The sequence below is a fragment of the Methylobacterium sp. Leaf456 genome (assembly GCF_001425465.1).
In the GTDB taxonomy this organism is placed as follows: domain Bacteria; phylum Pseudomonadota; class Alphaproteobacteria; order Rhizobiales; family Beijerinckiaceae; genus Methylobacterium.
Map to the genome: position 1 here is coordinate 205669 of NZ_LMQV01000041.1, position 22700 is coordinate 228368.

The following is a 22700-nucleotide window of genomic DNA, read 5'->3' on the forward strand; positions in this document are numbered from 1 at the left end:
TCCGTGATCGGCGCCGCTCAAGCTCCCGGCGCGTCGAGGACCGCCCGCACCCGCCGGATCAGGTCGGCCCGGCGGTAGGGCTTGTTCAGAATCTCGAACTCCGGACGCGGCAATCCGGTTCGCTCCAGCGAGGCCTCCGCGTAGCCGGTGGTGAGCAGGACCTTGAGCGAGGGGCGGCGGCGGCGCGCCTCGCGGGCGAGGCTGAGGCCGTCCATGCCGGGCATGATCAGGTCGGAGAACAGGATGTCGATCTCGGGATGGTCGTCGAGGATCTCCAGCGCCTCGCGGCCGTGGCGGGCGAGCAGCGTGCCGTAGCCGTAATCCCGCAGGATCGCGCGGGCGAGTTCGGCCACCTCCGCCCGGTCGTCCACGACGAGGACGGTCTCGCTGCCCCGCTGCGGCTCGCGCGACACCGACGAGCCGGAGCCGGACGACGCCTCGGCGCCGGCCTCGTCGCTCGCCGGGAAGAGCAGGCGCACCGTGGTCCCCTCCCCCATCACCGATTCGATCTGCACGGTGCCGCCGGACTGCTTGGCGAAGCCATAGACCATGGAGAGGCCCAGCCCCGTGCCCTTGCCCTCCTCCTTGGTGGTGAAGAACGGGTCCATCACCCGGGCGAGCACGTCGGAGGGGATGCCCGAGCCGGTATCCGTCACCTCCACGGCGACGCAGCGCGATCCACCGGAGGAACCCGGTTCGCGGTTGCGGGTCGCGACGGTGACGCGCCCGCCCTCCGGCATGGCGTCGCGAGCGTTGATGAGGATGTTGAGGAGCGCGACCTCGGCCTGGGTCGGGTCGATCCGGCACGACCACAGGCCAGGGGCGAGGTCGGTCTCGATGGTGATCGTCTCGCCGAGCGTGCGCCCGGCGAGCTGGCGCATCTCCTCCACGAGGACGTTCAGGCTCAGCGTGCGCCCCTCCAGCCGCTGCTTGCGGGCGAAGGAGAGGAGCTGTGCCGTCAGCGTCGAGGCGCGCTCGGCGGCGTCGCGGATGTTGCCGACGGCCCGGCCCATCCGGGCGCGGTCGGCATCCGGGCGATCCAGATTGGTCGCCAGCGAATCGGCGTAGCCGAGGATGACCTGGAGCAGGTTGTTGAAGTCGTGGGCGATGCCGCCGGTGAGCTGGCCGAGCGCCTCCATCTTCTGGGCGTGGCTCAGCGATTCCTCGGCCTGCTTGCGGCGGGTGATGTCGAGCTGCGAGCCGAAGAAGTACATGAGGTCGCCGGCCGCGTTGTAGACCGGACTGACGAACAGGGCGTTCCAGAAGGCCGAACCGTCCTTGCGGTGGTTGATCAGCTCGATCGCGATGTCCTCTTCCCGCGCGATCGCCGCGCGTAAAGTGGCCTTGGCCTGCGGGTCGGTGTCCGGACCCTGAAGGAAGCGGCAATTGCGGCCGACGACCTCGTCCTTGTCGTAGCCCGTCATCGTCAGGAAGGCTTGGTTGACGAAGACGATCGGCTGGTCGGGGAGGTTCGGATCGACCACCGTCATCGGCATGCGCGTCATCTCGACGGCCGCGAAGAAGATGCCGCTGCCCGATTCGAACTCGTGGCCGGCCAGCCCCGCCTCGACCCGCGGATGGACATTGTGGGACGGCTTTTCGGGAATATCGGTCATCGACAAGCCGCCCTCCGGCACGGGGCGGCCGGCGGACGGACGCCGCCGACAGCCCTCTTGCGCGTCTCATGACACGGCGGGCGCAGGATGATGAGTCCCCCCCGCCCGCCGTGCCGCTCTCATTCCTCCGTGTCGATGCCGAAGCGGACGCTCTCGACGTTCGCCCGCTCGAAGGCCTGCATGACGTACTGGTACGAGCGTTCGGTGGCGCTGTGTTCGCCGTCCGGGCTCTCGTCGGGTTTCAGAACGAACATCAGCATCGAGCGGCCGGTGACCGCGTAGCTCTCGCCCACCTTGAAGCTCTCGACCTCCTGGTCGTCGGGCAGGTTGGTGTCGAGCAGCCGCGTCCAGGCGGTGCCGCCGGGCGTGTCCGGGAAGGTGAAGCCGACGACGTCGTGATAGGCGTTGTAGAACAGGAGCAGCGTCGCATCCTCGCCGCGGCGGTGGATGCCCGAGGGTTGGGCGCGCCCGTCGAGCAGCACCGCGAGCGAGCGGGAATTGCCGTCGTTCCAGTTCTCCGGCGCCATCTCGGTGCCGGCGGGCGTCAGCCACGTCACGTCCTTGACTCCGAACTCCTCGTCGTAGGCGCCCGTCACGAAGCGACCGCGCGAGAGCATCGGCAGGGCGTTGCGCAGCAGGATCAGGCGCTGGGTGAACTCGGCGAGATCCCGCTCCTCCTCGCCGATGGCGCCCCAATCGACCCAGCTCACCTCGTTGTCCTGGCAATAAGCGTTGTTGTTGCCGTTCTGCGTGCGGGCGAACTCGTCGCCGGCCAGCAGCATCGGCGTGCCCTTGGACAGGAACAGGGTGGCCAATAGGTTGCGCATCTGGCGCAGGCGCACCGAGCGGATCGCCGGATCGTCGGTCGGGCCCTCGACGCCGTAATTGTAGGACAGGTTGTGGCCGTGGCCGTCGCGATTGTCCTCGCCGTTGGCCATATTGTGCTTCTCGTTGTACGAGACCGTATCGTTCAACGTGAAGCCGTCATGCGCGGTGATGAAGTTGACGGACGCCCAAGGCCGGCGACCGCGCTTGTTGAACTTGTCGGCCGACGCGGTGATGCGCGAGGCGAGCCCCGGCAGCAGGCCGCCGTCGCCCTTCCAGTAGCCGCGCACGTCGTCGCGGAAGCGGTCGTTCCACTCGGCCCAGCCGGGGGGGAAGCCGCCGACCTGATAGCCGCCGGGGCCGCAATCCCACGGCTCGGCGATGAGCTTCACGTCGTTGAGCACGGGATCCTGGCGGCAGGTGTCGAGGAAGCCGCCGCCCTCGTCGAACCCGTAGGGCTCGCGGCCGAGGATCGTCGCGAGATCGAAGCGGAAGCCGTCGACTCGCATCTCGGTCGCCCAGTAGCGCAACGAGTCTGTGACGAGCTGCAGCACGCGGGGATGCGACAGGTTGAAGGTGTTACCCGTGCCCGTATCGTTGATGTAGTAGCGCGGCTGGTTCGGCAGCAGCCGGTAATAGGAGGCGTTGTCGACGCCCTTGAACGACAGCGTCGGGCCCTTCTCGTTGCCCTCGGCGGTGTGGTTGTAGACCACGTCCAAGATCACCTCGAGGCCGGCGCCGTGCATGCGCGCGACCATCTCCTTGAACTCGGAGAAGGCGAAGTCCGGCACCGCGGCGTAGCGCCGGGCCGGCGTGAAGAACGAGATGGTGTTGTAGCCCCAATAGTTGATGAGGCCCTTCTGCTGCAGGTAGTCGTCCTGCACGAAGGAATGCACCGGCAGCAACTCGACCGAGGTGATGCCGAGGCTCTTGATGTAGTCGAGCACCGCCGGGTTGCCGAGGCCCGCATAGGTACCGCGCAGCTTTTCCGGCACCGCCGGATGCAGCTTGGTGAAGCCCTTCACGTGGGTCTCGTAAACGATCGTGCGCTCCCACGGCACGCGGGGCTTCTCGTCCCGGCCCCAGGTGAAGGCGGGGTCGATCACGCGCGAGCGGCGGGTGTAGGGGGCGGAGTCGCGCTCGTCGAAGGTGAGGTCGTCGCCGGTCTCCATCTTGTAGCCGAAGAGCGCCGGGTTCCACTGGATCGTGCCGACGAGGCCCTTGGCGTAGGGGTCGATCAGAAGCTTGTTGTGATTGAAGCGGTGGCCGGCCTCGGGCTCGTAGGGGCCGTAGACGCGATAGCCGTAGATCGTGCCGGGGCGGGCATCGGGCAGGTAACCGTGCCAGACCTCGTCGGTGTATTCGGGCAGCTCGATCCGCTCGATCTCCTTCTCGCCCGCGTCGTCGAACAGGCACAGCTCGACCTTCGTGGCGTGCGCCGAGAACAGCGCGAAGTTGACGCCGCGCCCATCCCAGGTGGCCCCGCGGGGATGGGGCGAGCCCTCGCGGATGCGCGAGCGCGCGACGCGCGGCTTCGAGCCCACAATCCTGTCCTGATCGGCCATCGTCATTCCAATTGTCAGCGTGGCGGGCCCCCCCGCGGTGGCCCCGTCGCGTCTGTGAACGTTCACGCAACGGTGAAGCTCCCGGCGGAAGCCGCATCGCAGCAATTATTTCCGTGGGTGGGCGGATGTGGCAACGCTTGCCTGTGACCCGGACACGAAACTCGGCAGGAGCGAAGGCGTTTCCCGCCGGGAAAGACGACAGGAGCGGTCGGACATGAGCGAAGACACGGCCGAGCGGCGGGCGAACCTTGCGGCGGTCGCCGAACGGCACGGGGTCAGCGTCGATGTGGTGCAGCATCTCGCGCGGGCGCTGGAGGCCGGCCACGGCAACATGGCGCAGTTCGACCATCCGGACCTCGGCGGCCTCGGCCAGTGGTCGCGCGGCGGCATGATCATGGTGGGGCGGATGAACGACCACGCCCTCAAGGCGCGGGTCGATGCCCTCTGCACCGAACTCGCCGCCACCCTGCCGCCGCCGGAGACGCACGGCTTGCCCGGCGCAGGCAATTGGTGGCCGGAGGGGCTCGGCGTGCCCTCCAGCGTCGGCGCGCAGGACGGGACGCGCTACGCTTTCTTCCCGACGAGCCGGCGGCTCGCCGTCGAGACCGGCGGACGGATCAGGCTCTACGATCTCGGCGACCGCGAGCTGACCGGCGTCTCGCAGCAGCAGAGCGGTACGGGGTCGTTCCGGTTCAGCGGCCCGGCCGGCAGTTTTGCGCTGAGCGACCTGACGCCGGTCGAAGCCGAACCGAAAGAGGCCGAGGGCTCCAAGGCGGCGCCGAAGGCCGAGCCGCCCCCCAAGCCCGAATCGTCCCCCGCACCACGCCAGGAAACGCCGGCTCCGGCCAAGCCTGCGTCGCCGATGACCGGAGCCGACGATATCCTGTCCATCCTCGAACGGTTGGCCGAGCTGCATCGCAAGGGCGTGCTCACCGAGGCCGAGTTCGCGCAGAAGAAGACCGAGTTGCTGGCGCGGCTCTGAGCGCCTGTGCGCCTCGAATGGCGATTCTCCAATCCAGACCCTCCTTCAAGGCCGCTGCGCGGCACCTCAGGATGAGGGGGGATGGATGGGGATGGGACGCTCGGATGAGCGGCTGCTGAGACGCCCGCCCTCAGCGGTCACCACGGGCCAGCACGGCACCCGTATAGGTCTCGGCCACCTCGCAGAACGGCACGCCGCCGGTGGAGAGCACCGCCTCGACCGAAAACAGCGGCGCGTCGGGGCCGGGGACCGCACCGTCCTCAGGGCGCCACAGCATGCGCAGGGAGAGGTTGCGGCGGCTGGGCTTCAACGGGCGCACCACCGCGCCGAACGGCACCTGCGTGCCGTCGAGCGCCGCGTTCATCTCAGGGGTCAGCCGTCCGGGCACGTACCAGTTGTCGGCCTCCGACAGGACGTGGGCGCCGCAGGTAAGCCGGACCCGGCGGTAGCGCACGGTCTCGTCCGGCCCGACCGCCAGACGCTCGCGCTGGAGCGGGCTCGGCGCCTTGTCGATGCCCGGCACGCGCACGGCGACGAGGCGGGGATCGGCGGAGAGCCCGCGCTCGGCGCACCACGCCTCCAGCACGGCAGTGGCGCTCGGCGCGGCCAGAAGGCGGGCGCTGAGGGTCTCGATCACCGCGCGCGTCCCGGCCTCATCCTGCGCCTCTCGTCGGATTTGCTGCGACTGCGCCTCGGCCGGCAACGAGAGCGCACCGGCCGTCGCGAGTCCCGCCATCAGCATCCTGGCCGCCGCATCCATGGTGCAGCGCATAGATCGCCGGCTGGCAAAGGTCCATCATGGTTGGTGCAGGGGAGAGCCGCAAACGAAGAAGCCGCCCGGAGGCGGCTGTCTGCGGACCAAAAGTTTGGTGGAGCCTAACGGGATCGAACCGATGACCTCTTCCATGCCATGGAAGCGCTCTCCCAGCTGAGCTAAGGCCCCGCACCATCTCGCCATGACCCCTGGAGGTCTCGGCAAGGTCTTGTCGTCAACGTACCCAGTGTAGAGGAATGGTGGAGCCTAACGGGATCGAACCGATGACCTCTTCCATGCCATGGAAGCGCTCTCCCAGCTGAGCTAAGGCCCCAACCTCTCTCGCCGAACCGCTGGAGGTTTCGGCGACGTCTTGACCGCGGGTGGTGCCCGCCGCCGACGAGCGGTTCTATAAGCGCAGGCCGGAGCGGACTCAAGCCCCTCCGGCCCCGAGCGCCCGCTTTTTTGCCGCCTCCCAAAGGCCGCTCTCAGATGCCGGCGTACCACGAGAAGCCGAGTTCGGAGACCATGCTGCCGCGGCCTTGGCTGAGGCCGGAGACGCGGTCGGTCGCCTCGATGCTCGCGAGGTATTTGAGCGACTTGTAGCCGAGCTGCCGCTCGACCCGCAGCCGCACGGGCGCGCCGTGGGCGACGGGCAGGTCGCCTCCGTTCATGCCGTAGGCCAGGATCGTCTGCGGGTGGAGAGCGTCGAACAGGTCGTAGCTGTCCCACCAGCCGTCGACCGAGCGGATCACGATGAAGCGGGCCTCCGGCTTGAGGCCGCAGCTGGCCAGCACGTGGGACAGCGGCACGCCGGTCCAGCCGCCGATGGCCGACCAGCCCTGCTCGCAGGAATGCAGCGTCACCTGCGTGCGCGCCGGCATCGCCTTGAGTTCCGTGAGGGAGAACGCGGTCGGGCGCTCGACGAGGCCGCTCACCGGCAGGCGCCAATCGGAAAATCCCTGCGCTTTCGACCGACGGTAATCCGGGTTGTCCGGATCGGTGGTGTTGATTGTCGGGAAGACCTTGGAGATCGCGTCCGCCGGGAATTCGCGGGCGAGCGGCTGGTCGCGCAAAAGGAAGCGTTGGGTGGCCAGCGTCAGGGTATCGCTCAGTCCGTACAGGCCGGGCCGGCTCGGGCCGCCCTCGATCAGTTCGCACCCGCCGAGCCAGGGCGCGAGGCCGAGCGCCGAGGAGCCGAGCAACAGGCCGCGCCGAGAAATCTCGACCATCACGCCCCCTCCGCCTTACCGCCGGGGCGGCCGGTGATCATGCCCCGCAGCAGCCGCAGCGGGCGGTTGGCGGCGACCTGCCAGAGATGAACCAGCAGGAAGGCCACGAGCCCGAAGGCCGCGAGGAAATGGATCGTGCGGGCCGATTGGCGCCCGCCGAACAGCGTGAACAGCTCGGGGTAGGCCGCCGTGACGCCGGGGGACATGGTGAGGCCGGACAACAGCATCACCGGCGCCAGCACCAGCAGCACGGCGAGATAGGCGAGCTTTTGCAGGGCGTTGTAGCGCTCCCCGCCCGAGACCGGCTCGGGCGGGCGGATGTGGAGATGGTCGCGGACTTCGCTGACGAGGCTGCCGGGGCGGAGCTGGTCGCGGTCCGGCGCGAGACGGCGGAAGAGATGGCCGGTGACGAGGGCAGCGAGCCCGTAGAGCGCGCCGCTCAGCACGAAGACCCAGGCCGAGATGAAGTGGAGGTTGCGGCCCCAGCCGGTCTGTTCAAGATTGACCGGAAGCGGCAGGACGATCCAGGCGGGGGAATCGTTGGAGCCGGTCTCGCCCCAGAACAGCCGCGGCAGCGCCAGCAGGATCGCGAAGCCGCTGACCGCGAGCGTCATGAAGGCGCCCGCGCCGATCCAGTGGGTCAGGCGCACCCAGAGCGGATGGCGAAAAGGCTCAGCCGGCCTCATGGCCCGACCGGAGCACGTCGAGCCGGTATTGCTCGTGGCGCCACTGCGCGAGCGGGCGACAAAAGGATGAGGCACCACTGACGAAACCCTCCACGGCCTCGTCGCCGGCAAGGGGATAGTCGGTCTCGCCGGTCCAGTGCACCAGCACGCAATCGCCCCCTGGCATCAGGCTGCGCTCGACCCGCTTCACGAGGCGGACGAGGTCGTCGCGGTCGAGGAAATAGAGCACTTCCGACAGGACGATGAGGTCGAAGTGACCTTCCGGCCAGACCTCCGGCACGGCGCCGACGACGAAATCGATCTGCGGACGGTCGACGCAGCGCGCGCGGGCCGCCTCGATCGCTGAAGGTGCGATGTCGAGCGCGACGAGGTCGGCGCAGCGCTCCCCGAGTTCGCGGGTGAACACGCCGATGGAGCAGCCGACTTCCAGCGCGCGGGCGTAGCGCGCCTGCGGAAGGGAGTGCAGCGTCGCGGCATACTTCTCTCGCTCGTAATCGCTCGACGTGAAGCGCCACGGATCGGGGTTCGAGGCGTAGAGATCGACGAAGTAGCGCGCCGGCAGGGTGTGGGCGTGGCGGTCGTTCATGACTGAACTTCCCAGAGTTCGTGCAGGGGCGTCTCCGCCTCCAGCACGTGGGCGGCCATGCCGGTGAGCGCAAAATCCGGCGCTGGCTGGCGCAGGTAGGTTGCGAGATCGCGCATCTGCGCTTCCAGCGGATGATCGTCGAGGAAGCCCGCGAGGCCGACCGAGCGCTGGGCGAGCGTCAGCACGTCGAGCCCGGCCTGATCGACTGCGGCGCGGGCGAGGTTGACGCAGGCTATGACCCGCTCCGGCGCCAAAGCCTCGGCGGCGGCAATCTCAGCGGCCTGCGCAACGAGGAGGCGGCAGGATTCGAGGGCGATCAGACTGCGCCCGAACCGGGCCTGCTGGTGCGGATCGCCGCCGCGGCCCGTCGTCCGCATGTGGGTGCGAAACGTCTCGACCACGGCTTCCATTCCGCCGAGCTGCACCGCGAGGAAGCGCCACGCGCCGGCGAAGAAGAACGGCTGGCGGAAGTAGTCGTCGGGTGCGCCGATCACGGCCCCGTCGTTCAGCGTCAGGCCGGAGAAATCGACGGTGCCGGTCGCGGTCGAACGCATGCCGTGGACGCGCCATTCGCTGAGATCGGCCCGCTCGCCTGCCTTGAGCCGCATCACCAGCATCCGGCTGCGCCCGTCGGGCATCCGCGCGGTGACGAGGGGCCGGGTCACGAAGCCCGCGCCCGAGGCAAAACTCTTGGCACCGAAGAGCCGGCCGACCGCATCGAGCGCCAAGCCGTTCCCCTTCGGCTCGGTGTTCCACACGCTGAACAGGTGACCGTCGAGGGCATCGCGGGCGAGCACCGCGCGGGTCTCGGCATCGGCGTAGCGCAGCACCAGAGCGAGCGCGTTGACGTGGCCCTCGTAGAGCCGGCCCACGGGCAGACTGTCGCGCCCCATGTCGGTGAGGAGACGACGCAGGGCGCCGATCTGTTCGGGTTCGCACAAGCCCTCGCCGCCGAGCGCCATGGGCAGCGGCGCCGAAAGCCGGCCGGTCCGGCGCAGCCGCTCGATCGCGACGAGAGGAAAGGCGTCGTCGCTCGCGGCCTCGGACGGGGACGGCACGAGATGAAGGGGTGTTGGGGCGGACAAGAGGGGACTCGCGCGTGGCGGGCCGGCTCAAAGGCGGCCGTCCGCAGGTCGGGGAAACGCGTGTCCGAGCCGCGTGTTCAACCAAACCGACGTGAAGATCGGCGTCTTGCACGGAAATTCCGCCCGAAACCGCTCCGAGTCGCGATTCCGGCAGGGTGAATCAGGTCTTAACCGTTCATCCTGAAAGCTGCCGCCCGCGATTCGCGAGCGAGGGGCGGCCGACGGCGATGGCGGGTGATGGATTCGAGGCCCGGCGCGACCGGGTGCTGACCGGGGTGACGGCGCTCGCGGGTGCGGCGCTCCTCGCCCTGCTCATGCTGCGCGGCGGGCTTAAGGATGCCGGGCTCAACTCGCACGGGGCGCTGGCCGACGCCTTCCTGCACGGGCGGCTCTGGATCGAGAATTGCCCGGAGATCGACTGCGCGCTGTTTGAAGGCCGCACCTACGTCATCTTCCCGCCGCTGCCGGCCATCGTGGCGATGCCGTTCGTGGCTTTGTTCGGGTTCCCCGGCTTCAAGGGCTTCGTCTTCCTCGGCCTCGCGCTGAGCGCCGTGAGCCTCCTCGCGTGGCGGGCGATCCTGCGGGTGCTCGGCGTCGCGCGGGTAGACGCGATGTGGCTGCTGGCGGCCCTCGCCTTCGCCAGCCCGCTCTACCAAGTCACGCAGCGGGCCGACGGCGTGTGGTTCTTCGCGCAAGCCGTCGGCTTCCTGATGATCAGCTTGAGCCTGTGGGCGGCGATCTGCCGGGCCTCGCTGCCGCTCGCGGGCCTGTTCGTCGGCCTCGCCTTCCTGTGCCGGCAGATGGCGATCTTTTATCCGTTGTTCCTGCTGTTCCTCTGCCTGCCGCGGGAGCGGCCTTTGCTTGAAACCCTGCGCGGCGCGGTGAAACCGGTGCTGCTCGCCGGCATCCCGGTGGCGGCGGCGCTCGCGGTCTATTTCGCCTACAATTACGCCCGCTTCGGCAGCCCGACCGAGACCGGTTACGGCTTCATCCACAACCCGGATCAGACGAGCTTCATCTGGCACCGCATCCGCGAGACCGGCCTGTTCTCGCGCGACTACCTCTTGTTCAACACCCTCTACCTGTTCCTGCAGGGCCTGCATTTCGAGTTCGGCGGACCGGGGCTCACCACGCTCAGCGGCTTCGACATGGCCGGCACTGCGCTGCTCGTCGCGAGCCCGTGGGTGCTGTTGGCGTTCTACGCGCGGCTCGACCGGGTGTTCGCGGCGGGTGCTGCGGTGATCGCGATCATCGCCGGCATCACTTTATTCTACCACTCGAACGGCGCGGCGCAGATCGCGACCCAGCGCTACACCCTCGATTGGCTGCCGATCCTGATCGTGCTGATGGCACGGGGCGAGCGACCGCCGGCCTTCGCGGCTTTGCCGCTCCTCGTCACCTGGGGCGTGGTGGCCAACCTCGCGACGCTCGTCGTGCTCGCGGTTTACAGAGTCTGAGGCTGGGCGGAGAACGTCAGCAGGCGGTGGCCGAAATAGTTGGCGACCGCGCCGACCGCGATGCCGACGCCGTGACTGAGCGCCTCGGCCACCGGGAGCGACAATCCCGGCAGAAGCACCCCGAGCGCGGCGACGAAGCCCGCGCTCACGGCGAGCACCACCCCCATTCCGACCATGTTGACCGCCAGGAACAGCGGAAGCTGCCCGCGCACTGAGCCGGCGCCCGCGCCGCGGAAGACGAAGCGGCGGTAGAGCCAGAAGCCCGCGGCCATGCCGACGGCGTAGGCGACGATCAGCGCCGCCTCGAACGGGAGCGCCAGCGAGAGCAGGATGCGGGCGCCCCAGTTGATCGCCGCCGCCGAGCCGCCCGCGATCAGGAAGCGGATGACTTCACTATCTGCTGCTCGCATCACAGCCCCCATCCGGCCAAGAACCCCTGCGGCAGGCCGAAGGCAGCGATGCCGAAGGCGAGGCCGGCGATTCCGGCCAGCGCGAGGCTCGGCCGGTCCTTCACCGCGAAGGCGACGGGATCGTCGTGCAGTTCGTCGCGGCCCGCCAGCAGCCAGACCCGGCCCATGAACAGCACCAGCACCATCGGAAACACCCACAGCGCCAGCGGCGCCGCCAGAACCGCGTGGCGGAACGCTTCGTTGGCGAGGTAGAGGATGAAGATGACGACGCTGGCGAGCCCCGCCGCGATGCCGAAGGCGAGCACCACCGGCTCGTCGGCGCTCTGGTAGCCCCGCCCCGACAGCTTACCCGAGCGCCCGCGCTTGGCCGCGCCCCGCAATTCGGTGTGGCGCTTGGCGAAGGAGAGCGAGGTGAACAGGAACATCGAGAAGGTCAGCAGCCAGGGCGACCACGCGACCGAGACCGCCGCGACGCCCACCGCAATGCGCAGCGTGAACAGGCTGCCGAGCGTCAGCGCATCGAGCATCGGCACCCGCTTGAGCCAGGCCGAGTAGGTCAGCGTCAGCGCGAGATAGGCGAGGACGCCGACGAGCACCGCCGGCCCCGCCGCCAGGGCCACCGCGAGGCCGCCCGCGAGGCCGAGGATCGTGGCCGCGATGCCGGCCGGCAGCGGCAGCCGCCCGCTCGCCAGCGGGCGCTCGCGCTTCGACCAGTGGGCGCGGTCGTGCGGCAGGTCGAGCAGGTCGTTGAGGAGGTAGCTCGCCGAGGCTACGAGGCCGAGCGCCAGGAAGGCCGCCGCGGCGAGCCCCCAGGCCGCCGGTTCGCCGGCTTTCCCGCCGATCAGGAGCGGCAGGAAGACGAGGCCGTTCTTAGCCCATTGGTGCAGCCGCAGGCCCTTCGCCAGGGCGCGCAGCCGCGAGGCCGCCGGAAATTCCTGCACCGGCTTGCCGAGCGCGCGGGCCGCCCGTGCGACGCCGCGCGGCGCCTCGACCACGATGATGTTTTGCGCGCGCGCCCAGACGGGAAGGTCCGCCGCAGCGTTGCCCGCATAGTCGAAGCCCTGCGGATAGAGGGTCGCGAGTTGCGCCGCCTTGGCCGCGCCCTTGAGGTTTTTTACCCCGTCGCTCGCCACCACCCGGTCGAACACCGGGAAGGCCTGCATGACTTTCAGCGCCATCAGCTCGTCGGCGGCGGTGGCGAGCACGATCTCGCGGCCCTGCGCCCGCTCGGCCTCGATATGGGCCAGGAGCGCGGCGTTGGCCGGCATCGTCGCGATGTCGAGCACGGCCCGCTCGGCGACCTTGCGCTTGAAATACGCCCGTCCCCGCGGCAGCCACAGCAGCATCGCGAACAGCATCAGCAGGTTCTGCCGCAGCAGCGAGACCGCGCCCTCAAGCAACAGGTCGGTCCGCAGCAGCGTGCCGTCGAGGTCGATCACCAGCGGCACCGGCCGCCGGCCGAGAATGGGGGTGGGCCTCTCCGCCCGTCTAACGCTCGCGACCGCCATGCTGCCCGCCTGTCTGGATCGGCGCCGGCCTCGTGGCCCCGCCTCGTCTCGGGCAGTGTTCGGGCGGGCGGGACTTCGCGGCGGTTAAATCGGCGGGGACGGACGGCGCGGATACCCGGTTTCCGCGAGACGTGCTTGAACGATGCGAGCGGATTTCCGTCGAATTTTACGGATTTTGCTTCGGTTTACCTTGAGAAACCACAAACACTACGAGCGTTATTCCGGAGCCGCGTAGCGGAATCCGGAATCCGCCGGAGATGCCGTGCTTGACGGCGCATCACGGGTGGATTCCGAGTTCGCCTACAACGCCCCGGAACGACGGTGACCGGGCTTTTCCGGTGAGCTCAGCCGAGCGGCGCCGGCCTTAACAAGCCCCCTACTCTCCCTCCCGAACGGCAAACGACCGGGCGAGCTGCCTTGCACTGTCGAGCTGCGCCTCCAGCGCCTCGGTCACCAACGCAAAGTGCTGCCGCTCGGTCGTGTTGCTCGTGCTCCGCGCCAGCTCACCGAGAATCCGCGAGAAATCGCGCCCCAGCTCGTCGATGGCGCCGGTCGGCTCCGCCCGCGAACGGTCGAGAGAATGCTGCACCAGCAGCATCTTCACGAGCTGCTGCGTCGCGCTCAGCTCCGCCTGGAGCGTGGCCAGAGCCGCCTCGATTCCCTCGCTCATGCCGGCTTCCGCTCCTCGTGTTTCGGACAGGCTACACCGTCGATGGCCCGCACGGCGTCCCGCGCATCGCCGCACGGCTCGCGGCGCCGCTTGTGGAGCGGAAGGCTTCTGGGCTAACCCTCCGGCCCTCCCCATCGCCCCATCCCCGGACCCGTCCGAGCCCATGGTAGCCCAGAACCGCGACGCGGCCGCGCCGAAAACCATCCTCGCAAGCCTTGCCGGCACCCGCGTGCTGGTGGTCGAGGCGCGCTACTACGAGGACATCGCCGACGAATTGCTGGCCGGCGCCCGCGGGGCGATCCAGGCGGTCGGCGCCGAGGCGCATGTCTTCACCGTGCCGGGCGCCCTCGAAATCCCGGCCGCGATGGCGATCCTGCTCAAGGCCGGCGAGCGGCGGGGCGAGCCCTACGACGCGGCGGTGGCGCTCGGCTGCGTCATCCGCGGCGAGACCGGCCATTACGACATCGTCGCGGGCGAGAGCGCCCGCGCTCTGATGGACCTGTCCGTCGCCGAGCGGCTGCCGCTCGGCAACGGCATCCTCACCGTCGAGACCATGGAGCAGGCGCTGGTGCGCGCCCGGGTCTCGCAGATGAACAAGGGCGGCGGCGCGGCAGAGGCAGCCTTGAGCCTCGTCGCGATCAAGCGCGCCGCCAACCTGGAACCTACCCGATGAGCCAGCCCGCCGAGACTCCGGCCGCGCCGGAGACGAACACCAAACCGAAGCACGCCCCGCTGAGCCTGCGCAAGGGCGCGCGGCTGGCCGTGGTCCAGGCGCTCTACGAGATGGAAATCTCGGACAAGGGCGTGATCGAGGCGCTCGCCGAGTTCGAGGCGTACTGGATCGGCCAGGAGGTCGACGGCGTCGTCCATCCGCCGGCCGAGACCGCCTTCTTCCGCGACGTGCTGCGCGGGGCGGTCGAGGAGCAGCGAGCCATCGACCCGAAGCTCGACGCCGCGCTCTCCAAGGGCTGGCCGCTGCGCCGGCTCGAAGTGGTGCTGCGCGCGATCCTGCGGGCGGGTGCCTACGAGCTGCTGTTCCGTCGCGACGTGCCGGCCCGCGCGGCGATCTCCGAATACGTCGACGTCGCCCACAGCTTCTATGCCGGTGACGAGCCCGGCATGGTCAACGCCGTGCTCGACCGGGTGGGACGCGAGGCGCGCTCGACCGAGTTCGGCATCCCGGCCGCGCCGAAGAAGGCCTGACGGCACTTGCCGCACGCGGGCGAAGAGACGGCGCGCTCCGGCGAAGAAGCCCTGATCGCGCGCTACTTCGCCCCGCTCGCCGGCCCCGGCGCCGACGGTCTGCGCGACGACGCCGCCAGCCTCACCCCTTCCCCCGGCCACGACCTCGTGGTGACGGCGGATGCCGTGGTGGCGGGCGTCCACTACTTCCCCGACGACCCGCCGGGCTCGATCGCGGTCAAGGCGCTCGGCGTCAACCTCTCCGACCTCGCCGCCAAGGGCGCGACGCCGCGCGGCTTCCTGCTGACGCTCGCGCTGCCCGACGACTGGACGGAAGATTGGCTCGCCGCCTTCGCCGAGGGCCTGGGCGCGTCATCCCGTGAACATGGCTGCCCGCTTCTCGGCGGCGACACGGTGCGCTCCGGTGGGCCGGCGCTGATCGGCGTCACGGCCATCGGCGAGGTGCCGACCGGCACCATCGTGCGGCGGCAGGCGGCCCGCGCCGGCGACCGGCTCTGCGTCAGCGGCACCATCGGCGACGCGGCTGTGGGCCTCGCGCTGCGGCACGCACCGGATGCCGGGCTCGACCCCGTCCACGGCGCCGCGTTGCAGGACCGCTACCTCCATCCCCGCCCGCGCCTCGCCCTCGCTTCTGTCGTGCGAGCCCACGCCCACGCCGCCATGGACGTGTCGGACGGCCTCGTCGGCGACCTGACCAAGATGCTCTTCGGCACAGGCCTGACGGCCCGGATCGAGGCCGCGCGGGTGCCGCTGTCACCGGCTGCACGGGCCGCGATCACCCGCGATCCGGCTCGCCTCGCCACGGCGCTGACCGGGGGGGACGACTACGAGATCCTCTGCGCGGTGCCGCAGGCGGCGCTGGCGGCCTTCCTCGCCGAAGCGGAGCGGGTGGGCGTGCCGATGGCCGAGATCGGAGTCGTGGAGGCGGGCGAGGCGCCCCCACTCGTGGTCGATGCCGCGGGCGAGGCGATGGTGTTCGGGACGGGCTCGTTCAGCCACTTCTGAGACCGAGCTGCTCGTTCTCATGGTTACGCGTTGGCCGCGCATACTCTCGCCCCGCTGTGCGGGGAGAGGGCTTCGGCGACCCTGTCGTCGCCGAAGCGACCGAGCAGGTCTGCTTCAGTCCACGATCCCCACCTGCCGCCGGCTCAGCGTCCACACCTTTTCCTGCAACGCCTCGTCCAAGCTCAGCGCCGACGAAGCGACCGGACGGCAGCGGGCAAAATACCGCCCATTCACTCCCGCCACCTCCGGCGAGGTCGCGACATGGAGCGAGGTCCGCGCGCCCTTCTCCGGCGTGATCAGCAGCGGGCGGATGATCCGCCACGCCACGCGCAGCAGGCCGTGGGTGTTGCCCGCAAATCCCGTCGCGACCACGCCGGGATGGACCGCGTTGGCGGTCATCCGCGTGCCGGCGAGCTGCCGCGCGAGGGCGTAGGTGAACAGCACGTTGCCGAGCTTGGCCTGCGAATACGACCCCATGGCGGAGAAGCGCCGGGCGCCGTCGAGGTCGTCGAAATCGATGCGTCCGCGGGTGTGGGCGGCGGACGCCACGTTGACGATGCGGGCGGACGGCGCTGCGGCGAGCCGCGGCATCAGCTCGTGGGTCAGGAGCACGTAGGCGAGATGGTCGAGCGCCCAGGTGCGCTCGAATCCGTCCGCAGTGACGTGGCGCTCGGAGAAGATGGCGCCGGCGTTGTTGAGGAGGATGTCGAGGGCCGTATAACGGGATGAGGCCTCCGCCGCGAGCCGGCGCACCCCCGCCTGCTCCGAGAGGTCGGCGACGAAGGCGTCCGCCTCCGCGCCGGTCTCGCTGCGAAGACGCGCGACCGTCGCCGCGACGCGAGCGGGATCGCGCCCCACGATCCCGACCCGCGCGCCGAGGCGGGCGAGACCGAGGGCCGTCTCGGCGCCGATCCCGGAGGTGGCGCCGGTCACGAGCGCGGTGCGCCCGCGCAGGTCGGCGCTCACCGGTCAGAACACCATCTTGCCGACCGCCAGGGCGATGACCACGATGACGATCGCCAGGACGAGGAACAGGCCGAACAGGATGCGGGCGATGGAGCTGGCGCCGGAGGCGATGCCGGTGAAGCCGAGCGCACCCGCGACCAGCGAGATCACGAAGGCGATGGCGGCCCATTTCAGAAGGGTCATGACGCGAGACTCCGAAGCGTAAGCTTCGCGACAATCGCACTCGGGGCTGCGGCGTTCCGTCCGGTCGCGATTATCGTCCCGGTTCGGCCGCCCGCAGCACCAGCAGCTCGGCCAGCGCATGGTAGAGTCCGCCGCGGCAGACGAGCTTCGACACCGCGTCGGCGATGAGGGCGGCGAGCATCAGCGGGATCATCATGGCGTGGTCCTGGGTCATCTCGGTGACGATGACGAAGGCGGTGATCGGCGCCTGGAGCACGCCGGTGAGGTAGGCGACCATGCCGATCAGCACGAGGGCGCCGATCGGCACCTGCGGCAGCAGCAGGCCCGCCTCGGCGCCGAGCCCTGCGCCGACGGCGAGCGAGGGCGCGAACAGGCCGCCGGGGATGCCGCTGATCGAGGAGAGCAGCGTCGCCAGGAACTTGAGTGGGGCGAAGTCGATGCGGGCCACGCTCTCGCCGTGCAGGATCGCCCGCGCCTCCTCGTAGCCGGTGCCGTAGACCGCCCCGCCCGAGGCGAGCCCGCACAAAGCCAGCCCGAGCCCGCACAGCGTCGCGAAGGCGATGGGGTAACGGGCGATTCCCGCGCCCGCCCGGCCCGGCAGGCCGCGGGCGACCGCAATGACGGCGCGGCTGAACAGCCCGCCGAGCAGGCCGCCGGCCACGCCGACGAGGGGCACCGCGAGCCAGCCCGCGGCGAGCGAGAGCTTGGCGTCGGTGGTGCCGAAATAGGTGTAGTCGCCCAGGATCGCGAGCGAGGTCAGGCCCGCCGCGACGATGGTGGCAACCACGAGCCCGGTGCCGCGGCTGTCGTAGGCCCGGCCCAGCTCCTCGATGGCGAAGACGATGCCGGCGAGCGGCGTGTTGAACGCCGCCGCGACGCCCGCCGCGCCGCCTGCGAGCAGCAGACCGCGGACATGTTCGGGGCTGAGACGGCCGAAGGCAGCCATGATCGCGGCGCCGACCTGCACCGTCGGCCCCTCTCGGCCGATCGAGGCGCCGCAGAGCAGACCCAGCACCATCACAACGACCTTGCCGCTTGCCACCCGCAGCGACACCAGCGCGTGGCGCGCCGCCGGATCGTCGATGGCGCGGGCGGCGATCACCTGCGGAATCCCTGAGCCCTGCGAATTCGGAAACACCGTTCGGGCGAGCCACGCGGCCAGCGCGAAACCGGCCGGGCAGAGCAAAAGCGCGAGCCAGGGCGAGAAGCCGAGGACGCCGCGGAACCCCGCCTGCGCGGCGTCGGCGACCCAGGCCATCAGCACCGCGGCCAAGCCCACGCAGACGCCGCCGGCCAGGAACAGGGCGCGCCTGCGCCAGACCGTCCAGGCGTCGAGGGAGGGGCGGCGCAACCGGCGAAGCGCGGATCGCAGGACGGGGGGACGCAGCGGCATGGAATCCGGTCTAAGGGCGGATGTGATGCCGTGGCGTGCAGGTATCCTGCCGGACCCGCGCCCGCACCGCCATTGTCCACAGGGGATGCGCGGGAGCGGCATCGCCGGGACACGGTCACCGATCGCTTGCGGTGCAGCAAATGGTCCCGGTTGCGGGAAGCTCCCGGATCTGCGCGTGTAGGCCCCAGTGCTTCCGACGGGGGCCGGCCTTCCGGACGGCGACGTCGCGAAGGGGCAGCAACCGGGAGACGGCATGGCGCGGCTGACGACGGTTCCGACGAGCGCGGTCCTGCTCGGCATCGCCGGCCTGATTCCGTTCGTCGGTTTTTCCGCGCTCGCCGTGAGTGGTTCGGATGGCGGTCTCGGCACCATCGGCCTGTCGCCGCGCACGATCCTCTCGGCCTACGGCGCGGTGATCGCCTCGTTCCTCGGCGGCATCCGCTGGGGCGTCGCCGCGGCGCGCGGCGCGGGCTGGCCGGATTATGGGCTCGCCATCGTCCCCTCGCTGCTGGCCTGGGCCGCGCTCGCCGCCCCCGCGCCGTGGGACCTGCGGATGCTGGGCGCGCTGGTGCTGCTTTGGGGCCTCGTCGATCAGGACCTCGCACGGCGCGGCCTCGTGCCGAACTGGATGAGCCGCCTGCGGTTGGCGCTCTCGGCCGTCGCCGGTCTGTCGCTGCTGGTGGCGGCGTAGTCTTTCTCAAACAAAAAACCTCCGGCAGAGCCCGATCGAGGCCGCCGAAGGCATTGGTTTTCAGTCGCGCCGCGCTCGTTCGAGCGCGGCGGCGGTCACTGCAGCGTCGTCACAAGGTCGGCGAACGACCGCGCATCAGGCCGATGACAGCCGAGATGGCGAACAGGACGATCGCGACGAAGAACACGAGCTTCGCGGCTTCCATGGCCGTGCCGGCGATGCCACCGAAGCCCAGCAGAGCGGCGACCAGGGCGACCACGAGGAATGTAACAGCCCAACCGAGCATCTTGGCGTTCCTTTCGACAACTGACGCGGCCTGTGCCGCAGTCTCTTGAACCGAATAACGTCAAGGTTTCGCGTTCGGTTCCTCCCGGGCGCCACGGTTCCGCCGTCTTCCACACGAATTCTTCAGACACCTGCGGCGGAATGCCGGGTGGAACCGGGTGGCGCAACCGACCGTTCGTGACCAAGTATGTCGGAGCAGCCCTGGAGTTTCCGGGGCTAGGGGAATTCTCAAAGGAGGCGTTCGGCGTGCCTGCACAGACCAAGCCGGGATCTCTCAAGACCGCTGTCGCGAAAGCCGTGCACGCCGCCATCGAGCGGCTCTCCGCCCTCGTGCCCCAGCCCATGCTTCAGCCGATCCCCGTCCGCGTGAAATCCGGCCGGCGCCGCTGAGCGCGCCGACCCGACGACGATAGGCCCCCGTTCTGAAAGCGCCGCCCCCTCGGGCGGCGCTTTCGCGTTCCGGCTGTGCCGTCCACATCCCTGCCGCGTTAGCGTTACCGGGGGCGAATCGAACAGCGAATCCGTTTCCGGCGTGTCGCCAAGGCCTTGCGCGCGAACGGGTCTTTTTGGACGCCTCATCGTGTCCGGCGTCGTAGAATTCGGTGGTTTGCCGCAATTGCCCCCCTCCCCCACCCCGTCCTAGCTGCCTCGAAGCGCGCAACCGGAACGAGCCGGCACCGCGCTGACGGAGACGGATCAGGATGGCCTTCGGCAAGCGTGCGCCCGGAGCGTGGATGCGGGCCCCCATCCCGCCGCGCCCGCAAACCCGGCGGCGCCGCGTCTGGACGACGGCGCTCGTCGGGATCGTGCTCGGCTTCGCCGGCACCACCGGGGCCACCGTGGTGAGCGCGTCCGAGCGCGGCCTCTTCGCCGACATGTTCGACGCTCTGTTCGGCCCGCCGAAGCCCGCCGAGACGGCGGCGGCGCCGGTCGAGATGCCGCGCAAGACGCCGCGGCGCTACTCGGCGCTGCCCGATTCCCGGAAGATCGAGCCGGCGCGCCGCCTGACGCAGCAGACGCCGCGCCTGCGCGCCCGCCCCGTCCGGCCCGCCGTGACCGAGGTGAGCGCTGGCCCCGGCCCGCTCAAGGGCACCCAGACCGTCTGCGTACGCCTGTGCGACGGCTTCACCTTCCCGGTCGGGCGGCTGAGGAATGCGGTCGACCTGCCGGTGCATCAGGCGGCCTGCGCGGCCGCCTGCCCCGGCACCCGCACCGACCTCTTCACTCTGGCCTCCGGCGAGAGCGAGTATGAGAAGGCCGTGAGTCTGACCGGCCAGCCCTATCTCTCGGCCTCTTGGGCCAACCTCTACAAGCGCACCCGCGTCGCCCAATGCGCCTGCCGCCCGCCGGGTGCGACCGGCCCGCTGCCGAGCGCCGCCGACGACCGCACCGTGCGGGCGGGCGACATCTTCGCCACCGAGGACAGCGCCGACGTCGTCACCGCCATCACCCGCGACGGTCCGGTCCTCACCGATTACCGCGAGGCGCGGATCGGCGAGGGAAGCCGCCGCTTCATCGAGGCCCGCGTCGGCGCGATCCGGCGGGACGCGGACGCGGCGGCCTTCCGGCGCGTGCTGCGGCTCGCCGAGAATCGCTCGCAGCGCATCCGCACCGCCGAGGTCCAGGTCGCACGCCTGCGCATGGACGACGCGGTGGGCGGCACCGGCTTCGCGCCGGTCCAGGCAGCCGGCGCCGGCTTCGCCCCGGTGCGGGTCGTCGTGCCCTCACCGTTCGAGCGCTGATCGGCCCGATTTGGCGAACCGCTCCGGCTGTCGTAGGCGAACCCTCTCGCCATCCTCGCCGACGTTTAAGCCCCGCGCATGAGCCGACCCCACGAAGAGGCGCCGGAGGCGTCCGCCCCCCAAGCCGGCCAGGACGCCGCGCTTCCGCCCGCCGGACGGATGGATCGGCTGAGCCCGCTGGTGCGCCGCCGCATCTGCCCCAACGGCGGCCCGTTCACCGCGAGCGGCACCTGCAGCTACGTGGTCGGGCAGGGCCGTGTCGCCGTGATCGATCCCGGCCCGGCGGATGCCGGCCATGTCGAGGCGCTGCTGGCCGATCTCGGCTCCGGGCGGGTCGAGGCCATCGTCGTCACCCACACCCACCGCGACCACTCGCCCGGCGCGCGGCTGCTCCAGGCGCTCACCGGCGCGCCCATCGTCGGCTGCGGCCCGCATCGCGCCGCCCGCGACCTCGCCGAGAACGAGTTGCCGGTGCTGGACGCCAGCGCCGACCGTGAGCACCGGCCCGACCGCGAATTGACCGACGGCGAGAGCCTTGAGGGCGAGGGCTGGACGCTCACGGCGGTGGCGACGCCGGGCCACACCATGAACCACCTCGCCTTCGCCCTGCCGCAGGAGAACACCCTGTTTTCGGGCGATCACGTCATGGCGTGGTCCACCTCCATCGTGGCTCCGCCCGACGGCTCGATGCGCGCCTACATGGCCTCGCTCGACCGCCTGCGCGAGCGCGAGGAAACGCTCTACTGGCCCGGCCATGGCGGCCCGGTGCGCGATCCGCGCCGTTTCGTGCGGGGGCTCGCCGCCCACCGCCGCCAGCGCGAGGCGGCGATCCGGGCGCGGCTCGCAGTCGGCGACGAGGACATCCGCGCCATCGTCGGCGCGGTCTATCAGGGCCTGAGCCCGAAGCTTCTGGGGGCGGCGGCGCTGTCGGTCTTCGCCCATCTCGAGGATTTGGTGGAGCGCGGCCTCGTCGTCACCGACGGGCCGCCGTTGCTGGACGGGCGCTTCCGGCCGGCGTGAGCTATTTCAGCGCGATCGCGAGGTTCGCCACCTCATCGAGATACGACCGGATCCGATCCGCGTTGTCGCCCAGGTCGCGGGTGCCGATCCGCGAGGCCGAACGCACGTCGATGCGGGCGCCATCGGCGCGGGGATGCACCCGCACGGTGATGTCGGCGGGCAGGTTGAGCAGGCGCGAGCGGGCGACCGCCTCGATCCGGCCGTTGCCCATGCGTCCGCCTGGGCGGATCGCCTCGACGATCTGCCATTTACGGTTCACCGCCGCCTTGCGGGCGAGTTCGAACGCCTGATCGGCCTCGACGTCGAGGGTCAACGGCGCGATCTGCGGATAGGCCGCTCGTTGCAACTCCCGCGCCTTCGCGCCGGGATCGGGCGGATAGCGGCCCTCGCGCGCCGCGAAGGCGAGGCGCGAGCGGGAGAAGGCGGGCGGGCGCTCGGTGTCGGTCGAGACGTCGGTGATGGCGGGCAGCCGTACGCCTTTGAGCGCCGCATAGGCCGGATAAGCCAGCACGAGGCTTGCCAGAAACAGCCCGCCGACCGCGGCGCCGAGCCCGCCCGCGCCCTCGCGCCACACCCGCACGAAGGCGAAGAGCGCGAAAAGAACCGCCACCAGCGACAGGGCGACGCCGCTGCCGAGCACGGCCATCGCCGGCATCGCCTCCGTCGAGGGGCTGCGCACGAGCAGCACCGCCATCCCGGTGACGAGGACGGAAAAGATCGCGAGCGTACGGGCGTAGCGGCCCGCGCGCGTCACCGGTTCGTCGAGGATTTGACGGCGCATCGCCCTGGCGGGATGTCGAAATCGGAGCGAGACTGTATCGCCTGGGGGAAGGCGG

The 22700-nt window shown here is 70.3% G+C and carries 24 protein-coding genes and 2 tRNA genes; 9 read left to right on the forward strand and 17 right to left on the reverse strand.

The features are described 5' to 3' along the window. Positions 1-17 precede the first annotated feature (17 nt). Both ASG52_RS19585 and glgX read right to left on the reverse strand, forming a co-directional pair. A complete protein-coding gene (locus ASG52_RS19585) occupies positions 18-1616 on the reverse strand; it encodes a hybrid sensor histidine kinase/response regulator (protein ID WP_056246905.1) in 1599 nt (532 codons plus the stop codon). A gap of 119 nt (positions 1617-1735) precedes the next feature. After that, positions 1736-4006 carry a glycogen debranching protein GlgX gene (gene glgX, locus ASG52_RS19590; protein ID WP_056246907.1) on the reverse strand — a complete coding sequence of 757 codons (2271 nt, stop codon included), beginning with the start codon at positions 4004-4006 and terminating at the stop codon, positions 1736-1738. A gap of 214 nt (positions 4007-4220) precedes the next feature. On the opposite strand from glgX, the gene ASG52_RS19595 reads away from it, so the two are divergent. Further along, entirely contained in the window at positions 4221-4988 is a 768-nt protein-coding gene (locus ASG52_RS19595; RefSeq protein ID WP_056246908.1) for an SHOCT domain-containing protein, read from the forward strand. Between the two features lie 130 nt (positions 4989-5118). Here ASG52_RS19595 and ASG52_RS19600 read toward each other — a convergent pair whose 3' ends face one another. From ASG52_RS19600 to ASG52_RS19630, 7 genes are all read right to left on the reverse strand, one after another. Continuing rightward, positions 5119-5730, reverse strand: coding sequence for a hypothetical protein (locus ASG52_RS19600; RefSeq protein WP_056246910.1), 612 nt, complete (start codon positions 5728-5730; stop codon positions 5119-5121). Positions 5731-5855: 125 nt separating this feature from the next. After that, positions 5856-5931, reverse strand: a tRNA-Ala gene (locus tag ASG52_RS19605). Between the two features lie 69 nt (positions 5932-6000). Further along, a tRNA-Ala gene (locus tag ASG52_RS19610) sits at positions 6001-6076 on the reverse strand. A gap of 154 nt (positions 6077-6230) precedes the next feature. Next, positions 6231-6974: a molybdopterin-dependent oxidoreductase gene (locus tag ASG52_RS19615; protein WP_056246912.1), complete on the reverse strand. Its 744-nt coding sequence runs from the start codon at positions 6972-6974 to the stop codon at positions 6231-6233. Beyond that, positions 6974-7660 (reverse strand): cytochrome b/b6 domain-containing protein, encoded by a 687-nt coding sequence (locus ASG52_RS19620; RefSeq protein ID WP_056246914.1) that lies wholly within the window; start codon positions 7658-7660, stop codon positions 6974-6976. Before ASG52_RS19620 ends, ASG52_RS19615 begins: the two co-directional genes overlap by 1 nt. Then, positions 7647-8246, reverse strand: a complete 600-nt coding sequence (locus ASG52_RS19625; RefSeq protein ID WP_056246916.1) for a class I SAM-dependent methyltransferase — start codon at positions 8244-8246, stop codon at positions 7647-7649. Before ASG52_RS19625 ends, ASG52_RS19620 begins: the two co-directional genes overlap by 14 nt. Then, a complete protein-coding gene (locus tag ASG52_RS19630) occupies positions 8243-9304 on the reverse strand; it encodes an acyl-CoA dehydrogenase family protein (protein WP_056246918.1) in 1062 nt (353 codons plus the stop codon). The genes ASG52_RS19625 and ASG52_RS19630 overlap by 4 nt, the downstream gene beginning before the upstream one ends. A 254-nt stretch (positions 9305-9558) precedes the next feature. On the opposite strand from ASG52_RS19630, the gene ASG52_RS19635 reads away from it, so the two are divergent. Next, positions 9559-10788: a hypothetical protein gene (locus ASG52_RS19635; protein WP_056246920.1), complete on the forward strand. Its 1230-nt coding sequence runs from the start codon at positions 9559-9561 to the stop codon at positions 10786-10788. Here ASG52_RS19635 and ASG52_RS19640 read toward each other — a convergent pair. From ASG52_RS19640 to ASG52_RS19650, 3 genes are all read right to left on the reverse strand, one after another. Next, entirely contained in the window at positions 10776-11198 is a 423-nt protein-coding gene (locus tag ASG52_RS19640; protein WP_056246922.1) for a GtrA family protein, read from the reverse strand. The two genes, ASG52_RS19635 and ASG52_RS19640, sit on opposite strands and share 13 nt — an antisense overlap. After that, a complete protein-coding gene (locus tag ASG52_RS19645; protein WP_056246924.1) occupies positions 11198-12706 on the reverse strand; it encodes a UbiA family prenyltransferase in 1509 nt (502 codons plus the stop codon). The genes ASG52_RS19640 and ASG52_RS19645 overlap by 1 nt, the downstream gene beginning before the upstream one ends. A gap of 376 nt (positions 12707-13082) precedes the next feature. Next, positions 13083-13376, reverse strand: coding sequence for a hypothetical protein (locus tag ASG52_RS19650; protein ID WP_056246926.1), 294 nt, complete (start codon positions 13374-13376; stop codon positions 13083-13085). 163 nt (positions 13377-13539) lie between these two features. Between ASG52_RS19650 and ribH the strand changes: the two genes are divergently transcribed. Genes ribH through thiL form a run of 3 tightly spaced genes read left to right on the forward strand, consistent with a single transcriptional unit; the run spans position 13540 to position 15584 of the window. Further along, complete coding sequence (gene ribH, locus ASG52_RS19655; protein WP_056246927.1) at positions 13540-14049, forward strand: 6,7-dimethyl-8-ribityllumazine synthase; 510 nt, start codon at positions 13540-13542, stop codon at positions 14047-14049. Beyond that, positions 14046-14579 carry a transcription antitermination factor NusB gene (gene nusB / locus ASG52_RS19660; RefSeq protein WP_082552653.1) on the forward strand — a complete coding sequence of 178 codons (534 nt, stop codon included), beginning with the start codon at positions 14046-14048 and terminating at the stop codon, positions 14577-14579. The genes ribH and nusB overlap by 4 nt, the downstream gene beginning before the upstream one ends. A gap of 6 nt (positions 14580-14585) precedes the next feature. Further along, positions 14586-15584 (forward strand): thiamine-phosphate kinase, encoded by a 999-nt coding sequence (gene thiL / locus ASG52_RS19665; protein ID WP_056246929.1) that lies wholly within the window; start codon positions 14586-14588, stop codon positions 15582-15584. A gap of 114 nt (positions 15585-15698) precedes the next feature. Here thiL and ASG52_RS19670 read toward each other — a convergent pair whose 3' ends face one another. The 3 genes from ASG52_RS19670 to ASG52_RS19680 all read right to left on the reverse strand — a co-directional run bounded on the left by ASG52_RS19670 (position 15699) and on the right by ASG52_RS19680 (position 18126). Then, entirely contained in the window at positions 15699-16538 is an 840-nt protein-coding gene (locus tag ASG52_RS19670; RefSeq protein WP_056247086.1) for an SDR family oxidoreductase, read from the reverse strand. A 15-nt stretch (positions 16539-16553) separates the two neighbouring features. Beyond that, positions 16554-16733, reverse strand: a complete 180-nt coding sequence (locus ASG52_RS19675) for a DUF1328 domain-containing protein (protein WP_056246931.1) — start codon at positions 16731-16733, stop codon at positions 16554-16556. A gap of 70 nt (positions 16734-16803) precedes the next feature. Continuing rightward, complete coding sequence (locus ASG52_RS19680) at positions 16804-18126, reverse strand: chloride channel protein (RefSeq protein WP_056246933.1); 1323 nt, start codon at positions 18124-18126, stop codon at positions 16804-16806. A gap of 253 nt (positions 18127-18379) precedes the next feature. On the opposite strand from ASG52_RS19680, the gene ASG52_RS19685 reads away from it, so the two are divergent. Beyond that, a complete protein-coding gene (locus ASG52_RS19685; protein ID WP_056246935.1) occupies positions 18380-18817 on the forward strand; it encodes a DUF3429 domain-containing protein in 438 nt (145 codons plus the stop codon). 109 nt (positions 18818-18926) lie between these two features. Here the strand turns inward: ASG52_RS19685 and ASG52_RS26630 are convergent, their stop codons facing one another. Then, positions 18927-19103: a DUF1328 domain-containing protein gene (locus ASG52_RS26630; protein WP_003599466.1), complete on the reverse strand. Its 177-nt coding sequence runs from the start codon at positions 19101-19103 to the stop codon at positions 18927-18929. Positions 19104-19279: 176 nt separating this feature from the next. On the opposite strand from ASG52_RS26630, the gene ASG52_RS27440 reads away from it, so the two are divergent. The 3 genes from ASG52_RS27440 (at position 19280) to ASG52_RS19695 (ending at position 21864) form a co-directional block, all read left to right on the forward strand. Next, positions 19280-19492, forward strand: a complete 213-nt coding sequence (locus ASG52_RS27440; protein WP_156384046.1) for a hypothetical protein — start codon at positions 19280-19282, stop codon at positions 19490-19492. Between the two features lie 344 nt (positions 19493-19836). Continuing rightward, positions 19837-20844 (forward strand): DUF2865 domain-containing protein, encoded by a 1008-nt coding sequence (locus tag ASG52_RS19690; protein WP_286159112.1) that lies wholly within the window; start codon positions 19837-19839, stop codon positions 20842-20844. 78 nt (positions 20845-20922) lie between these two features. After that, positions 20923-21864: an MBL fold metallo-hydrolase gene (locus ASG52_RS19695; RefSeq protein ID WP_056246939.1), complete on the forward strand. Its 942-nt coding sequence runs from the start codon at positions 20923-20925 to the stop codon at positions 21862-21864. Between the two features lies 1 nt (position 21865). Here the strand turns inward: ASG52_RS19695 and ASG52_RS19700 are convergent, their stop codons facing one another. Continuing rightward, positions 21866-22645 carry a DUF1499 domain-containing protein gene (locus ASG52_RS19700; protein WP_056246941.1) on the reverse strand — a complete coding sequence of 260 codons (780 nt, stop codon included), beginning with the start codon at positions 22643-22645 and terminating at the stop codon, positions 21866-21868. Positions 22646-22700 lie beyond the last annotated feature (55 nt).

Coding starts and splice junctions, on each gene's coding strand:
- ASG52_RS19585 (WP_056246905.1), bottom strand. CDS start 1,616: ATGACCGATATTCCCGAAAAGCCGTCCCACAATGTCCATCCGCGGGTC.
- glgX (WP_056246907.1), bottom strand. CDS start 4,006: ATGGCCGATCAGGACAGGATTGTGGGCTCGAAGCCGCGCGTCGCGCGC.
- ASG52_RS19595 (WP_056246908.1), top strand. CDS start 4,221: ATGAGCGAAGACACGGCCGAGCGGCGGGCGAACCTTGCGGCGGTCGCC.
- ASG52_RS19600 (WP_056246910.1), bottom strand. CDS start 5,730: ATGCTGATGGCGGGACTCGCGACGGCCGGTGCGCTCTCGTTGCCGGCC.
- ASG52_RS19615 (WP_056246912.1), bottom strand. CDS start 6,974: ATGGTCGAGATTTCTCGGCGCGGCCTGTTGCTCGGCTCCTCGGCGCTC.
- ASG52_RS19620 (WP_056246914.1), bottom strand. CDS start 7,660: ATGAGGCCGGCTGAGCCTTTTCGCCATCCGCTCTGGGTGCGCCTGACC.
- ASG52_RS19625 (WP_056246916.1), bottom strand. CDS start 8,246: ATGAACGACCGCCACGCCCACACCCTGCCGGCGCGCTACTTCGTCGAT.
- ASG52_RS19635 (WP_056246920.1), top strand. CDS start 9,559: ATGGCGGGTGATGGATTCGAGGCCCGGCGCGACCGGGTGCTGACCGGG.
- ASG52_RS19640 (WP_056246922.1), bottom strand. CDS start 11,198: ATGCGAGCAGCAGATAGTGAAGTCATCCGCTTCCTGATCGCGGGCGGC.
- ASG52_RS19645 (WP_056246924.1), bottom strand. CDS start 12,706: ATGGCGGTCGCGAGCGTTAGACGGGCGGAGAGGCCCACCCCCATTCTC.
- ASG52_RS19650 (WP_056246926.1), bottom strand. CDS start 13,376: ATGAGCGAGGGAATCGAGGCGGCTCTGGCCACGCTCCAGGCGGAGCTG.
- ribH (WP_056246927.1), top strand. CDS start 13,540: ATGGTAGCCCAGAACCGCGACGCGGCCGCGCCGAAAACCATCCTCGCA.
- nusB (WP_082552653.1), top strand. CDS start 14,046: ATGAGCCAGCCCGCCGAGACTCCGGCCGCGCCGGAGACGAACACCAAA.
- ASG52_RS19675 (WP_056246931.1), bottom strand. CDS start 16,733: ATGACCCTTCTGAAATGGGCCGCCATCGCCTTCGTGATCTCGCTGGTC.
- ASG52_RS19680 (WP_056246933.1), bottom strand. CDS start 18,126: ATGCCGCTGCGTCCCCCCGTCCTGCGATCCGCGCTTCGCCGGTTGCGC.
- ASG52_RS19685 (WP_056246935.1), top strand. CDS start 18,380: ATGGCGCGGCTGACGACGGTTCCGACGAGCGCGGTCCTGCTCGGCATC.
- ASG52_RS26630 (WP_003599466.1), bottom strand. CDS start 19,103: ATGCTCGGTTGGGCTGTTACATTCCTCGTGGTCGCCCTGGTCGCCGCT.
- ASG52_RS19690 (WP_286159112.1), top strand. CDS start 19,837: ATGCGGGCCCCCATCCCGCCGCGCCCGCAAACCCGGCGGCGCCGCGTC.
- ASG52_RS19695 (WP_056246939.1), top strand. CDS start 20,923: ATGAGCCGACCCCACGAAGAGGCGCCGGAGGCGTCCGCCCCCCAAGCC.
- ASG52_RS19700 (WP_056246941.1), bottom strand. CDS start 22,645: ATGCGCCGTCAAATCCTCGACGAACCGGTGACGCGCGCGGGCCGCTAC.